13 protein-coding genes are annotated in these 14,388 nt (G+C 53.3%); 12 read left to right on the top strand and 1 reads right to left on the bottom strand.

From position 1 onward, the window contains the following. The first annotated feature begins 37 nt into the window (after positions 1-37). Both NTU47_16370 and NTU47_16365 read left to right on the top strand, forming a co-directional pair. A complete protein-coding gene (locus NTU47_16370) occupies positions 38-514 on the top strand; it encodes a heme-binding protein (protein ID MCX6135382.1) in 477 nt (158 codons plus the stop codon). 84 nt (positions 515-598) lie between these two features. Then, entirely contained in the window at positions 599-1,567 is a 969-nt protein-coding gene (locus NTU47_16365) for a VOC family protein (GenBank protein ID MCX6135381.1), read from the top strand. A gap of 152 nt (positions 1,568-1,719) precedes the next feature. Here the strand turns inward: NTU47_16365 and NTU47_16360 are convergent, their stop codons facing one another. Then, positions 1,720-2,586 carry an HDOD domain-containing protein gene (locus tag NTU47_16360; protein ID MCX6135380.1) on the bottom strand — a complete coding sequence of 289 codons (867 nt, stop codon included), beginning with the start codon at positions 2,584-2,586 and terminating at the stop codon, positions 1,720-1,722. 468 nt (positions 2,587-3,054) lie between these two features. On the opposite strand from NTU47_16360, the gene NTU47_16355 reads away from it, so the two are divergent. The 10 genes from NTU47_16355 (at position 3,055) to NTU47_16310 (ending at position 14,317) form a co-directional block, all read left to right on the top strand. Beyond that, the gene (locus NTU47_16355; GenBank protein MCX6135379.1) at positions 3,055-6,690 is read left to right on the top strand and encodes a glycosyltransferase; all 3,636 of its coding nucleotides are present in this window, start codon (positions 3,055-3,057) and stop codon (positions 6,688-6,690) included. 34 nt (positions 6,691-6,724) lie between these two features. Beyond that, entirely contained in the window at positions 6,725-8,263 is a 1,539-nt protein-coding gene (locus tag NTU47_16350) for a glycosyltransferase (GenBank protein MCX6135378.1), read from the top strand. A gap of 181 nt (positions 8,264-8,444) precedes the next feature. Further along, the gene (locus tag NTU47_16345) at positions 8,445-9,611 is read left to right on the top strand and encodes a flagellin (GenBank protein MCX6135377.1); all 1,167 of its coding nucleotides are present in this window, start codon (positions 8,445-8,447) and stop codon (positions 9,609-9,611) included. 108 nt (positions 9,612-9,719) lie between these two features. Beyond that, positions 9,720-10,127: a hypothetical protein gene (locus NTU47_16340; GenBank protein MCX6135376.1), complete on the top strand. Its 408-nt coding sequence runs from the start codon at positions 9,720-9,722 to the stop codon at positions 10,125-10,127. A gap of 39 nt (positions 10,128-10,166) precedes the next feature. Continuing rightward, entirely contained in the window at positions 10,167-12,110 is a 1,944-nt protein-coding gene (gene fliD / locus NTU47_16335; GenBank protein MCX6135375.1) for a flagellar filament capping protein FliD, read from the top strand. A gap of 33 nt (positions 12,111-12,143) precedes the next feature. Then, positions 12,144-12,476 carry a flagellar protein FlaG gene (locus NTU47_16330; GenBank protein ID MCX6135374.1) on the top strand — a complete coding sequence of 111 codons (333 nt, stop codon included), beginning with the start codon at positions 12,144-12,146 and terminating at the stop codon, positions 12,474-12,476. A 4-nt stretch (positions 12,477-12,480) separates the two neighbouring features. Then, positions 12,481-12,867 carry a hypothetical protein gene (locus NTU47_16325; GenBank protein MCX6135373.1) on the top strand — a complete coding sequence of 129 codons (387 nt, stop codon included), beginning with the start codon at positions 12,481-12,483 and terminating at the stop codon, positions 12,865-12,867. A gap of 3 nt (positions 12,868-12,870) precedes the next feature. Further along, entirely contained in the window at positions 12,871-13,131 is a 261-nt protein-coding gene (locus NTU47_16320) for a hypothetical protein (GenBank protein MCX6135372.1), read from the top strand. A gap of 54 nt (positions 13,132-13,185) precedes the next feature. Next, complete coding sequence (locus NTU47_16315; GenBank protein ID MCX6135371.1) at positions 13,186-13,479, top strand: hypothetical protein; 294 nt, start codon at positions 13,186-13,188, stop codon at positions 13,477-13,479. A 163-nt stretch (positions 13,480-13,642) separates the two neighbouring features. After that, the gene (locus NTU47_16310; GenBank protein ID MCX6135370.1) at positions 13,643-14,317 is read left to right on the top strand and encodes a response regulator transcription factor; all 675 of its coding nucleotides are present in this window, start codon (positions 13,643-13,645) and stop codon (positions 14,315-14,317) included. The last annotated feature ends 71 nt before the right edge of the window (positions 14,318-14,388 follow it).

Below are 14,388 nucleotides of genomic sequence, written 5' to 3'. Positions count from 1 at the left end.
AAGTGAATGTCCCTCATTCTTGATTCCGGGAGGTAGAATGAAATTAGTCAAGACAATGATTCTCGCTGTGGCACTTCTGGCCATTGGACTGTCGCGATCGGATGCTCAGGTTGCGACGAAGAAGATCATCACGCTGGAGCTCGCCAAGAAGATCGCTGCAGCAGCGGAGGTGGAAGCACGTAAGAATAACTGGACGGTCTTCGTGGCGATCGTTGATGACGGGGCAAATCTCGTGTATCTTCAACGGATGGATAATACGCAGATCGGAAGCCTGGAAGTCGCAATCCAGAAGGCCCGGACTGCGATATCCTTCAAGCGTCCGACCAAATCATATGAAGACGCGGTAGCTGGAGGCAGGACGGCAATTCTGGGTGTGCCGGGGATTGTGCCCATTGAAGGAGGCCTGCCGATTATTGTGGACGGCCAGTACATAGGTGCAATTGGAGTCAGCGGCGGAACAGCCCAACAGGATGGCCTGGTAGCAAAGGCTGCTTTGGAAATCCTGAATCAATGAGGATGTTCTGCAGGAAATCAGGTTTATCAGAAACTGGCGACAATCGGCGCCGGATACTCCATTCATCACATTGACGAGAACATAATGAAGACATTCGCGAGGTCTTTGGTCATCCTGTGTACAGCCGCTGCCCTGCTGTCGTTTTCCCAGGATCAGCATTCATCAGTTTCTCCAATGGCAAAGGAAGATCTCCCCATGAACAATCGGCAAGCATCAAACAACGGCGCCAGTATCACCACCGCGATGAACTCTCAACAGTCGGAGACGATCCGGCCAGAACACGTTGCATTCAATGTGCCTGATCCTGTGGCCGCGGTGAAGTGGTACACGGATAACCTGGGAATGAAAGTGATGCGTCAGGGGGGAGCGCCGACGTTTACTTCATTCATCGCCGATTCCAACGGCCATATGATGATGGAGTTGTTCCACAACGCTGAATATCCTTTGCTCGAGCCCGCAAAGATCAGTCACATGTCGATTCATCTTGCTTTCATGGTGCCGGACATAGGAGTCATCAAGACGAAACTCCTTGCCGCACGAGCCACCTTGACTGAAGATATTACGAAGACCCCGTCCGGGGATCAGGTGTTGATGTTGAGGGACCCCTGGGGATTGCCGATCCAGTTCGTACAGCGGGTGAAGCCAATGCTGAAGCCAACGGGCGTACGACCGGAACACCTTGCACTGAATGTTTCCGATTCCAGAGCAACGGCGCGTTGGTTTGTAGCCCATCTGGGGATGAAAATCGTGCGGGCAGGGGGCGCTCCTGCATACGGGATGTTTGTGGCAGACTCATCCGAGCAGATGATGCTGGAGCTCTATCAGAATTCAGCGTACCCGGTGGTGGATTTTGGCAAGGTCAGCCATCTGTCGATCCATTTTGCCTTGATGGTGGCTGATGTGCCCGGGACGAAGGAAAGATTGCTCAAAGCCGGCGCGACAGTTGCAGAGGATATCACGAAGACCCCCTCGGGTGACCATGTGTTGATGATGCGTGACCCTTCAGGATTCCCGATTCAATTTGTAAGCAGGGTTACACCAATGCTTAAGTGATCCGTCTCGGGTTCAAGTGCATCTTGCGATTCGAAATCCGTGTACCGCCAACTGCTGTGTCTTAGAAGAGATATTCAATTCAGAAAGGCGTTCATGCCTGCTTCCGACGGCAGGATCTCCACCAAAACACAACACCCTCGTAGGAATCCGCCCTAGAATACACCCACCAGGCTCTTCTGCTCGACGAATTTCTCCGCCAACTGATCCACCACATCCTTGACTCCCAGCGCCCTGATGCGCGGCTCATGCTGCGCCAGAAGGCTGAAACTCTCATCGTTATCGAACAGTGTGTCGGGCGGGTTCTCTCCTATGCCGCACATCCAGTGCTCCGCGAGCAGATCGGCGAAGCGCACAACTGTGGTGAGTTCCGGATTTATCGTCGCCTTCGAAGGCGTATGGTGGAATCTCATGACCTCAACGAACTCGTGCGGCAATCTCCACCGCTCTCCAAGCACCCCGCCGATTTCGTCGTGCGATATTGCCACAATCTGATTTTCCACCTGAACGTCATTGAGTTCCAGCTCCCGCACCATGCGAGTAATCGTCTCCAGCTCTGTCGGGAAATACTGGATGAGGACGATCTTACCCATGTCGTGCATCAATCCGGCCGTGAACTCTTTTCCTCCGGTCAAGATGCCGTATTCCTTCGTTATCAGGCGGGCGATCGCAGCGGTGTTGATCGAGTGTTTCCAGAGCGCCTCGAGGACGGTCCGTTGACCGGAATTCATCGCGAAGAGCTTCTGTTTGATATAGACAGCGACAAGGATCCTGCTCGTTTCGGCTAATCCAAGCAACGCGATAGCGCTTGGCACGCTGTTGACCCTCCACCGAAGTCCATAGAACGGGGAGTTCACCGCGCGCAGAACATTACCGGTCAGGACTGGGTCAGTCTCAATGAGCTTGATGATCTTGTTCGACGCCCCATCACCCTTATCGAGCTCTCCCATGATTTCCGCCAACACCGTCGGAAGTGAAACTATTTCGTTGATTTTTTCTATCTCAGATCGAATGTCTCTCATAATCGCTTCTCACCGTGAGCGGAAATTGGGATCTTACTCGCTAATCAAGAGCAATTTGTGTGCCTTGGCCAGAGGCCCAGCCTGATCTTCAACAGCGGTGCTATTGCTCAGCAATCTGACCGTCCAGCGTTTTTTGCAGCCCCGTATCCGGTTGCCGTACCGCGGGCCTTCCCGCTTGCGAATAGTATTCGCCAACTGTGGAATAGTATACAGTGGCAGCCTGAGTTCAATATGCATATCCGATTCTGAAATCGGCCAATATCATCAGTTTCTGGTGATTCCGGATCTTCGCGCACATCCCGCCGGAGTTGCCATTCGTGGTACGAGCTTTGGAGTGATTTGAGCTCTGACGCTGTACTGCCGAACGCGTGTGTTTCAGGTGCGAAGGCGGTATGGAACGCGGCAATCTGTATTCAATCAACGCAGGGTATTCACCCACGAGAGTAGTCTCTCCGGAGAGTCTGGCCAATGAGTTCGACGGGTATAAGTGCACGGCACTCAGGCAGTTCTGAGGTGTTTTCGAATCTTGTTGATGTGCGTGGTATGTTCGAGGAAATGCGAGAGTACGTGATTCTGAAACTCCCTGGTCATTTCCCCAACTATAGCGATTACTCAGACATCGATATCCTCTGCAGGGACGCTGACGCCGTACAGGAGCATATACTCGAAGTAGGTAAGCGATACGAAGACAAGGGCTACAGAATCACAGTCAGCAATGCCGCCATACACCGCCACATAGATTTCTTTCCACCGGAATCAGTCCGATTGAACATACGATTCGATCTCATCGATTCGCTGAACATCTACAGAAACATCGTTGTCGACCCGCATTACCACGAGGTGGTCCTCGATACGAGGCGAGAACTGTCGTGCGAGGGGAGCCCTATCTGGGTTCCTGCTCCGGAGCATGATACTGCCCTGCGTTTTCTGGAGTTTCTGGAATGGATGAACGAACGACCGGATAAGCAAAAACACCTCGAATACGTGAAGTCACAAAACTCGTTGGCATTCATCGAAGTTCTCAGGAAGCACACAAATGTGGAGGTTGCTCTCGATCTCGAAACAAAGAACCTGCAGGTCGCATTCAGGAATGAGATGACACCCCGCAGCTTCGGGAACAGCGGGCCGCGGATGGACTATTTCATGATCTGGGGACACGGCTTGGCATACACATCCCAGATACTTGAACTTGTCAGATCCCATGGCGGATTCGACATCGTCGCCCTGATCCGCAAGCAGATCAATGACATAGGCAAATTTGTTTCTGATGTTTACGCTTGCGATACAGTCCCGTTCGAACACCTCTACGCAAAGACCCGATACCTCCTTACGACGCGGCCTGAAGTGCTGTTCATTCTCGTCCGGAACAAGGCCCCAAAGGAACAGTACGTGGGAGAGGGATCGTTTCGGCATATCCAATGCACGGTCGTGCGAGAACTCAAAGATGGCATACGAGACCTGTTCAATCCTCGCGTGGGGGCAGTGAGAACTGAGGATCACGTAATTCATGCGTCGGATTATGAAAGTCAGGTTGAGCACGTGCTGAGGGTGTTGGATTTGCCCCCCTTGGATTACTACACGAGAGAGCCAAATGCGAAGCTGGATGTGCCCTACCATATTGGTCGATTCAGCGATTATGAGGTGAAAGAAGTCGATTGCGATTCTCTGTATGCAAATATTCTTGGATCAGGATTGGTGCCGGTGTCCAGGACTCCACACTTCCTCTACGTCACAGGGGAGAGGGAGCCATATGATCGCTATCACGCGCAGCATCAGGGAATCGAACTGACGGACGATCATTTTCCTGAGGCGTTTGACAGGATGATTCAGGATTTCCGGTACGGGCTCGAGACTGCGGAAGCGAAGCAAAGCCTGATCCTTGCAAGGCAGATTGACGCCGGCACGTATCAGATTCTCGACGGCGTCCATCGGGCGGCAATTCTGAAATCAAAGGGAGTCCGCAGAGTCAAGATTGCTGTCTCCCGTGAAGATGCCACGGATGCCGCGGGGGAAAAAGTAGTCTGCATTGTGTTCAGCAAAGACCGTGCGATGCAATTGGAATGCATGCTGAATTCGCTGTTCGTGTGCTGCGAGGATCCGTCGGCGCTGGCTGTGAAGGTTCTGTACGCGACATCCGGGCCGCTTCATCTGAAACAATACCAGCGGCTCATGAAGGATTACGAGTCAGTAGAATTCGTCCGTGAGACACTCTTTAAAACGGACCTGTTATCCATGATCGGCTCATACGACGCAGTGATGTTCCTTGTCGATGACAACGTTTTCATCCGGCGTTTCTCAACCAACACAGCAGTTGAGAACCTGCGGCGTAATCCGGATGCTCTCGGATTCTCTCTCCGGTTGAGTACGAACACGCAATACTGTTACATGGTAAACAAACCTCAGTCGGTGCCCGATCGTTTTGAGTGCGCCCCGGGCATTCTGAAGTATCAATGGACACAAGCGGAACTCGATTTTGGCTATCCCCTGGAGTTGTCCAGTTCCATCTATCGTTCGGCAGATCTGCTGCCGCTCCTCGGTGAGCTTCAGTTCAAGAACCCGAACACGCTTGAAATGTCCCTTGATGCGTGGAAGCTGTCGTTCAGCAAACGGCAATCGTTCCTTCTATCGTTCCAGCACTCAGTCGCCTTCTGCAACCCGATCAACAAAGTTCAAACCGTATACAATAATCGATCGGGGGCGCTGGCCGGTTACGGGACGGACACTCTGGCTGCTCTGTTTGAACACGGGTACAGGATTGATGGGGAAGCTTTCGGGTCCATTGTGCCACGGAGTGTACATCAGGAGATGCCTTTGAGGTTCAAGAAGACGCATCAGGGGAGCTCCCGGTCTGCACTGGGTGACTCACCATGTGCCTCCATCATCATCATAGCGTATAACGGTCTCAGCCATATCAAGCTCTGTGTCGAGTCTATCCTGAAGAACACACCTCTTCCCATTGAGATTATCGTTGTCGATAATGCCCGGAATGATGGAACAAGCGAATATCTCCAAACTCTTCCTGGCATTGTGCTGGTGAAGAATCCCGAGAACATCGGGTATTCACCTGCGCGGGCGCAGGCTATGTCTATAGCGCGGGGGAAGTATCTGGTATCGCTCGATGACGACACCATCGTTACAGACGGATGGTTGGGCCGGCTGATCGCACATGCCGAGCGTGACTCAACTCTCGGGATTATTGGTCCACGCACGAATTATGCCTCCGGGCCACAATGTGTCCCTGACGCCCGGTATGAAGCCCTTGAGAGTTTGGAGGCCTACGCACACCGACACGCCGCCGCACGGGCCGGTGAGTTGCTTCCAGCTCAGCGACTTGTCGGCTTCTGCATGTTCATCACCCGAACGGTTGTAGATCGGATTGGATGCATTGATTATGCCTTCGGGAAACTGTTCGGCTTCGACGACGACGACTATTCACTGAGGGCACAACTGGCCGGTTTCAGACTCGCGATTGCAGATGACGTGTTCATCCATCATACGGGGGGGCCGCAGGGGCGCGGGGACAAAGTGTACAATGAGTCCATGCTGGGAGCGTGGGAGATGTTCAAGAGGAAGTGGGGAATTCCGCCGGCCGATCCTTATGGGACTCCTGTCAACGTCGCGAGAATACTCGCCCGGCCATTCGATCCGGCCCGGCACAGAGTTCCCTTGCTGCCAATGGGTGCGGTGGAGCGGTTTGTCTGGAAGCAACCTGCTGCTTCAGAGCGTATACTGGGTTCATTATCGAAAGGGGTTCAGAAGATGGAACAAGGTCGTTTGGAAGATACTCAGGCGCAGCTCCTCCTTGTCCAAGACGGATTGTTGAAAGCCGCAAGAGTGGAATCGGAGATCACGATGTATGATGTCAGCATGTACCTGGGCGACAGTTTCCTCCGAACTGAAAGGCTCCAGGAGGCGCGGGAACAGTACGAGCGTGCGCTCCGGGAGAATCCAGAGTCTGCTGAAGCCTGCTATGGTTTGGGGCTGTGTTTCTTGTATGCCGGATTCAATGACGTGGCCCGGCAAATGTTCGAGGCCGCTTCGAACCTCAAGCCGGAATGGGTTTTACCAAAGGAAAAGGTCCTGGAATGCTCAGTCGCTGCTTGAAGGGCCCGGATTCTCTATCCGGCGTGAACAAGTGATGACCCGAGAAGACAACACCCGATCCAAGCACCGTTCCGGAGCCGGGCCACGGGTCTCAGTGAGTATGATCGTCCGCGATGAGGAGCAGTTTCTTGCCGGCTGCCTCGAAAGCATCAAGGACATCGCTGATGAGATCATCGTGGTTGACACCGGGTCGACTGACCGGACGATCGAGATTGCGCGTACCTTCGGTGCCGCCGTATCTCAAATCGAGTGGTGTGATGACTACTCATCAGCGAGAAACGAGTCCCTTCGCCGCTGCACGGGGGATTGGGTTCTCTACGTCGATGCAGACGAGCGGCTGGCGGAAGAGGGACGCGGGGAAATTGAATCTCTGACCAGAGATACAAGTGCAATAGCTTTTCGATGTTCCATCGTTGGCGAAGAATGGCTGCCGAAGGGTAAGGTCAACAATATTGGGCTGTACCCGCGTCTCTTTCGGCGCATTCCTGAATTCCGTTTCAAAGGCAGAGTCCACGAGCAGCTGTTTCACTCGAGTCTGGGGCACCAGTATACGGTTCGCCCATCAGGGATCACCATCCTGCATTTGGGTTATCAGCAGTCGGTCGAGACAACCAGGAGGAAGTGTCAGCGTAACATCGATCTGCTAGGCGCACAGTTGCAGGAGGAACCCTCCGACCCGATGGCCCGGTATCAGCTTGGGAATACGCTTGGAATAGTCGGGAGATACGAGGAAGCTCTCATTGAACTCAATAAAGTTCTGGAATTAGCCTCAGTCCCGACACACGTTAGCGCCTCGACATTGAATGCTCTTGCCTCGTTTTCCCTGCTTCTGGATGATCCTGCCGGGTCCCTGTGGTACGCCGCTGATTCTGCGCGGATTGCCCCGAATCAAGTCACATCGCCGAGATTACAGGCGTCCGCGTATCTTGCGCTTGGCAAGCCGGCCGAGGCGCTGGCAAGCATGCTTCGAATCCGGGATATGCAGAAAGATCTACTTCGTAAGGACAAGATCGACGTCTCATTCGATGCAACAATACCCTCCGTTGAACTGGACTATATGTGCGGACGTTGTCATGCCGATCTGGGCGACTGGGGGCAGGCAGCCGAATGCTTCTACAAAGCCGCGGCAAACGACATCTACTACGAGGATGTTCTTGATCGCTACTTGGAAGCGGACCTCCGTCGTTCTGATCGGGTCGCCTCGCGCGAGGATCTTCGCAACCTGATCTCCCGTCATGGAAGCGACGTGAGCGTCATTCAACACCTCCTCGGGTTCTACAGTACAAGGCTCGATTGGGAAGCCTTTGAAATTGTTGCAGAGTATTCCCGAACCCATTCGGTGCACAACGATGACACGTCTGTCCTGATGATTCAGACGTATCTCAGCCGCGGTGAATTTGAAAAAGGGCTGGCGGAGGTGCATCGAGGTGAGACGTGCAGAGTTTCCTCTATGAATTTCAACCGTATCGCAGTTCAGGCTGCGTTGAAGGCCCGGGATTTTCAACTGGCATTGGCATATTTGGAAAAAATCGCATCTCAGGCTGCCATACCCGCAGGGGATCTGCCTCTTTGAAAGTATTACAATCACCTCCCTTTTTCTACGCTATATAGCGTAGAAAACCCAACAAAATGTGACATCCCGCTAAAGATCCAGAACTGCCTGCCGACAATATACACAGAAGCCAACAAGGCTCATACAGTCAGGCATGGAAGCCTGATCATCATCCAAACAACCTAATTTCATGGAGGAAATTATGGCAGCATTATCAGGTGGTTCCCGGATCAACACCAACATTTCTGCGCTCAATGCCCTCAACGCATTGAACAAGGTCAACGCGGAACTTGGTGTCCATCAAATTCGCCTTGCCAGTGGCAAGAAAATCAACTCGGCATCGGATGATGCATCCGGCTACGTCATATCCAAGAAAATGGAAGGCCGTATCCGTTCATTGAATGCTGCCAGTGACAACGTTGGCGATGCGATGAACCTGTTGAGCGTTGCTGAAGGCGGTTATTCGACAATTGCCGACCTTCTGACGCAAGTCAAGGATAAAGTCACGCGTTTCACCAACGCGGGCTTCTCCTCGGCTGAAAAAGATGCACTCGCCGCTGAAATTGATCAACTGGCGTCTGAAATTGATCAGGCCGCCACGCAGACCAAGTTCAACGGTATCTCCATCATCAACGGCAGCTTCAAGTCCACCATCACGGCAGCCGGAACGGCGGGAACTGTAGGTACCACAATTACCTCCAATGCCCACTCGATGGTTGTTGACAGTGTGGATGTCAGCGGTGCTGCAGCCAGCGCTACCTTCACCTTCACGGCTGGCGCAAACAAAGTCACCGTAAGCGACGGAACGAACTCGGTTGACATCAGCACAGTTGGCGGACTCGCCGCAGGCGCCAAGAAGACCTTCAGCTTCCACAACGCCAGCGTCACGATGTTGGGTTCAGCGGGAACATTGTCGGCGCAGGAACTGGCCGATGCTATGAGCACCAAAACGGTTACCTCGTCTGCCGGATCGAATCCATCCTGGCAGGTCGGTGAAGCTCGCACAGAGTCGTTCTCGGTTAACCTCAGTACCTCTGTGACTTCAACGTCGCTCCTCGGTGCTGCGGGTGGCGCAATCACAAGCGCCTCCATCACCAATACCTTCAAGGACAACGTTGATTCTGCAATCGGAACGGTCCTCGGTGTCATCGGAAACATCGGTGCACAGATCAATCGTCTCCAGGCGAAGTCAGATATGTTGACGACGTCGGTTACCAACACGGAAGCTGCAAAGAGCAGAATCCTGGATGCAGACATTGCGAAGGAACAGATCTCCGCAGTGAAGCTCCAGGTCCTGCAGCAAACTGCGACGGCACAATTGGCGCAAGCCAACCAGTCACCGCAGGTATTCTTGTCGCTCTTCCGATAAGACGCGGATTCACAGGAGAGGGCTCGGACCATTTCGGGCTGAGCCCTTGTCCTGTTTCTGAAACAGTCGGGTAACCAGGATACGAACCGGGAAGGACTAAAGAGTCTTATGCAAACCTCACCGTTGACCAGCGTGTTGAACACTGAAATCGAGTCGGAGGTATTGAAGACATTCGGCGTGCCGGAAGCTGTACAGGCACCGAAGAAGCAAGATCAGTACTCAACGGCTGCCAAGAAGTATCGGAATGAACAGCTCCTGAATCTGACACCAGTCCAGGTCATCGACAAGCTCTACAGGATCTCGCTAAACGCTTGCAGGAGTAATGACCCCCACCTGGCGAAGAGGGCTATCAACGAACTTATCGTCGGTTTGAATTTTGAACATGAAGAGATAGCAGTTGGTCTCTTCAGGCTCTACGAATACTGTAAGTATTGCATTCGCAAGGGCAAGATGAATGACGCAGCGGATGTGCTGGAAGAACTGCGTGCCACATGGGCACAGGCATTCAACCTGTAGGAGGTTCTCAGCGCAACACGATCTGGCAAGGAACGAATCATGGCTGATGCATCATCCATAGGATCACTCTCGTCGTCTATTGACAGTCTCGTCGCTCAGTATAAGTCGAGCCTCCAGAGCAAATCTGTGACGCCGCTGACGGACAAAAAGACGACGCTCAATGCCAGGATCACGTCCCTCTCGACAATGAAGGCGAAGCTGCAGGCGCTCTACGAGACCGCCGGCGGCCTTGCAGTGTCCCGGTCTGAAAGTGTGGATGTTCTCAACTCATCGCGTTTCACGAACGCCTCGACTACCATTGCGACGAGCGAACTGACCGCAGCTGAAAAGCTCGCCGGGAGCGCAACCCGGCAGATCAAGATCATGATGGGTGGAACCGATGTGACGGTCGACGTCACAATCGCAAAGGACGACACGAATGACACAGTCCTTACGTCCATCGCCAATGCGATCAACGCATCAGGTACGGCGAACCAGCTTCTGACCGCCTCGGTATCGCAGCTGGCAGATGGAAAAGAGAAGCTCGTGCTGACAAGCAAGACCACAGGCTCTCAGCACGCGATTACGCTCATTGATGTCGGCGCGGGGACGTTGCTTGACAGCATAGGATTGTCGGATTCTGTCGTAACGAACCGAACGGGAGCCTCAGCCGCGGCGACAGCCGATGACCCCGTTGGCAATCCTGGAGGTTACAGCCTTCCCGGGAGTATCGCTCTGCTGAACGCAGCCCGCTCAACGAAATTCGTCGCCTATGCGACACAAAGTTCGGACATCGCTGTCACGGCCTCAGCAGATTCGGGCGCAACGACCGGAACTCATACGCTCAGCGTAAGCCAGTTGGCCAAGAACGATACGCTTATCACCAGGCAGTTTGTCTCGACAGGGACAACCATTTCTGATGCCCTCGCAGGAGAGGGATACGGGACGAAGAAGTTCACGATCACGACGGGCACGGGTTCGGCGGTTGAGGTGAGTGTCGCCGTTACACAGGGACAGACGAATGCGACAGTTCTGTCCGCGATAGCCTCGGCCGTATCCGCAAAGACAGATTTCGGTGTTACGGCATCTGTGGTCAACGATGACGGCACGCATTCACGTTTAGTGCTCACATCGAAAGCGACAGGGTCGGCAGCTGCGGTCAGCGCCGTGGCTGATGTATCCGGGACTCTTGCAACCACTCTGGGCTTGACTGGAATCTCCTATGCTTCCGGCGCCCGGACGCTTTCTTCGACGAGTCAGACTGGTTTTCTCAAAGCAGATTCAGGGCTATTGGATGCGAAGTTGAAAATCGATGGCGTCGATATTGTCCGCGGTACTAACACAGTCACCGATGCCTTGCAGGGAGTCACTCTCACGCTGAACAGTCTTACTACCTCTGACATGACACTTGGCGTCACGGTGAATTCCGGGCAAATCCGGAGCAACCTCCAGAAGTTTCTCAGCGATTACAACACGGCGATCTCACATATCAAGTCGCAGACGGCCGTAGATCCTACGAATAATGTTCGCCAGATCTTTGCCGGGGATGCGACGATCCTGAGCTTACGGTTCAACCTGCAAACGGATGTGACGAAAGCCGTGACAGGCCTGGGAGCTGATCCGGCGGCGCTCTCTGATTTTGGCATCACAGCTGACAAGGACGGAGCTCTGAGTGTGTCGGATGCAGTGAAGTTCAATAATGCCACGACTACGGATATTTCGAAATTGGCCCAAGTCTTCGACTCCGCTGACGGCATTGCCACACGAATCAAGAACCGCCTGTCGGGTTTCGTTGCAACCGCCGGGCGATTGGACGCAACGAAAGACGGCGTCAGCGGACAACTGACGAGTCTCAACAAGCAGATCACGAAAGCGAATGAACGTATCACGATGCTGGTGACCAAATACCGGGATCAGTTTGCCCAGCTTCAGGCCGCCTACACCGCCGCGACCAACCAGCAGTCGATGATGACACAGTTGTATACCTCGCTTGGCTTGATATAGAAGTATAGACGACTAATTCATAGAGGTCAGACGATGGCAACGAGCGCAGTTTCATTGAGTCAAGTGTCCGCGGGATCGCGGTCCGGGGCGACAGGGCGGAGCCAATCTGGCGACGAGCAGGCGGCGAAACGCAAGATCCTCACCAAAGCAGAAATCGATAGTGCTCTGCGTGAGTTGAACACTGCAATGAGGTCACTCGGGACGAGTCTGTCCTTCTCAGTAGACGGTGTGACAAAGCAAACGGTTGTGACCGTTACTGACGCCCAAACGCATGAGGTCATACGTCAGATCCCGTCGGAGGACATGCTCAGGGTGTCGCAACGGATCACAGAACTCTTGGGGGTACTATTTGACAGGGCAGCATAGCACTGTGACAGAAACGCAGCAGGCAGGCGGGGTGGCAACTCGGGGGCCGGAGAACATAACCAGCGAATTGCTCTATGATCTGGATCAATTCCGGGTGGTGTCAGTTGAACTGAACCGGTTGCTGGAATCGGAAGACTACGGACGGGTGAAGATACTCCTGGAAACCCGCGGAGAAATCCTAAACCGACTAAGGGTATTGTCCCTCGAACGGAAGAGCGAGCTGAGGTTCGGTCAAGAAACGCTGCGACAGTGTCGAATGATCAGGGTTGATATTGAATCATCAGCATGTGAATTCAACAGAGTGAAATCCGAGAAGGAGGAAGAACTTCTCACACGGCTGCACCAACTCAACAAGCATCAATCGAACCAACTGTACAAAAAACAGGATTAGACCATGGACGTCACGAGAATAACAAAAGGTGGTCTTCCGATAGAGCCTTTGAAATCCAAAAAGGTGAAAGAAGAAGACAAACGCGAGGTCGGATCAAAAGAAGACCGGGTCGAGCTCTCGGACCAGGCAATCAGCCTCTTCACTGCGTCGCAAATGAAGAGATATGACGAGATCCAGCAGCGTGTCGACAGCGGGTACTATTTCCAGAGGGATGTATCGGAAAAAGTTGTCGATGCCATGCTGCGCGATCTCAAGATGCAGTAAGCAGAACCAAATAACGCTATCCACGGACGGAACCCAGCGTCAAAAGGAATTGACATGAAGACTGCAGAGTATCTCCTCGTACGAGGTAGTCATCTCAACGAACGGATTGTTGCCTTAAGCCAGTCGCTCGATTCCCAGCTGGCACCCCAGACCAAGCTGGTCCTCTCTTTTGATCTCTATTGCGTTCTATTGGAATACACTGTCCTGGTTGGTCAGCTGAACCTGACTGGCGCTCAGGTGGTAGAGGAACTCATTGCCCATGACGATCTGATTTTTGACACCGGAGTTCACAAATTGATCGTCTGTGTTGATTTCTTCAGCCCCGCAAATTCGGTTCAGATTTGCTAGTTCCTGCCTGATTTGGGGGAATTGAGCCACAGCGCGTGCTTCCCACATATCGCGGGCATTTCTTTCGCACCCCACCTTGATTTTCGACTGTCTTCCGTTATATTTGACCTATCGATTGGCTCGATACCCGACACCGGGCGCCTGAATCAATGTTGTGGATTCAATGACCTCCCAGAAGAAAATCACCGTGATCATCGCAGACGACCATACTCTCGTGAGAAGAGGATTGGTCACGCTCCTTTCGCTCAATAAAGATGTTGAGGTCATTGCAGAGGTGGGGGATGGGCGGGTTGCGATTGACATGACGATGGAAATGCAGCCCGATGTCGTGATGATGGATCTGAGCATGCCCAACTTGAGCGGGTTCGAAGCAATCCGCCAGATCAAGAGGAAGGCCCCGAAGGTCAAGATTCTCGTCCTGTCGGCATATGACAACGAGGAATACGTTCTCGAGACCATCCAAAGCGGTGCCGACGGATACATGTTGAAGGATACTTCCCCCGGCGAGCTGAATACGGCTCTGAAGACCGTCTCGAGTGGGAGGCCTTACTACAGCCCCGCAATCGCAAGAATCGCTGAGGAGGCAAAAACGGCCGCTGCGTCATCGTTCGGCGCCCGGGGGTCGAGCATTGCTGACCGCCTCACGGAGCGTGAGCGGGAGATTCTGCAGCTTATTGCCGAATCGCGCTCGCATCAGCAGATAGCGGAAATGCTGCACATAAGTGTCAGAACCGTGGATACGCACCGCAACAACATCATTCAGAAGCTCGGTCTTCACGATACCGCGAGCCTCGTGACATTCGCCATCAAGAACGGCATTATTATACTCCCGCGTTAGTTTTTCGTTCCATAGCACATTCCTCTCGTTTTGATCCCCGGTCTCGCCTGGCAGTTCGTTGTATCCCTGCC

Source organism: Ignavibacteriales bacterium (assembly GCA_026390595.1).
Taxonomy (GTDB): Bacteria; Bacteroidota; Ignavibacteria; order UBA10030; family UBA10030; genus UBA9647.
The sequence above is the reverse complement of the archived record's forward strand: the minus strand, read 5'-3'. Positions and strand labels throughout refer to the sequence as shown.

Excerpts from the sequence above, each read along its gene's own strand:
- NTU47_16345 (MCX6135377.1), top strand. The coding sequence starts at position 8,445 with ATGGCAGCATTATCAGGTGGTTCCCGGATCAACACCAACATTTCTGCG.
- NTU47_16340 (MCX6135376.1), top strand. The coding sequence starts at position 9,720 with ATGCAAACCTCACCGTTGACCAGCGTGTTGAACACTGAAATCGAGTCG.
- fliD (MCX6135375.1), top strand. The coding sequence starts at position 10,167 with ATGGCTGATGCATCATCCATAGGATCACTCTCGTCGTCTATTGACAGT.
- NTU47_16360 (MCX6135380.1), bottom strand. The coding sequence starts at position 2,586 with ATGAGAGACATTCGATCTGAGATAGAAAAAATCAACGAAATAGTTTCA.
- NTU47_16370 (MCX6135382.1), top strand. The coding sequence starts at position 38 with ATGAAATTAGTCAAGACAATGATTCTCGCTGTGGCACTTCTGGCCATT.
- NTU47_16330 (MCX6135374.1), top strand. The coding sequence starts at position 12,144 with ATGGCAACGAGCGCAGTTTCATTGAGTCAAGTGTCCGCGGGATCGCGG.
- NTU47_16355 (MCX6135379.1), top strand. The coding sequence starts at position 3,055 with ATGAGTTCGACGGGTATAAGTGCACGGCACTCAGGCAGTTCTGAGGTG.
- NTU47_16310 (MCX6135370.1), top strand. The coding sequence starts at position 13,643 with ATGACCTCCCAGAAGAAAATCACCGTGATCATCGCAGACGACCATACT.
- NTU47_16350 (MCX6135378.1), top strand. The coding sequence starts at position 6,725 with ATGACCCGAGAAGACAACACCCGATCCAAGCACCGTTCCGGAGCCGGG.
- NTU47_16315 (MCX6135371.1), top strand. The coding sequence starts at position 13,186 with ATGAAGACTGCAGAGTATCTCCTCGTACGAGGTAGTCATCTCAACGAA.
- NTU47_16320 (MCX6135372.1), top strand. The coding sequence starts at position 12,871 with ATGGACGTCACGAGAATAACAAAAGGTGGTCTTCCGATAGAGCCTTTG.
- NTU47_16365 (MCX6135381.1), top strand. The coding sequence starts at position 599 with ATGAAGACATTCGCGAGGTCTTTGGTCATCCTGTGTACAGCCGCTGCC.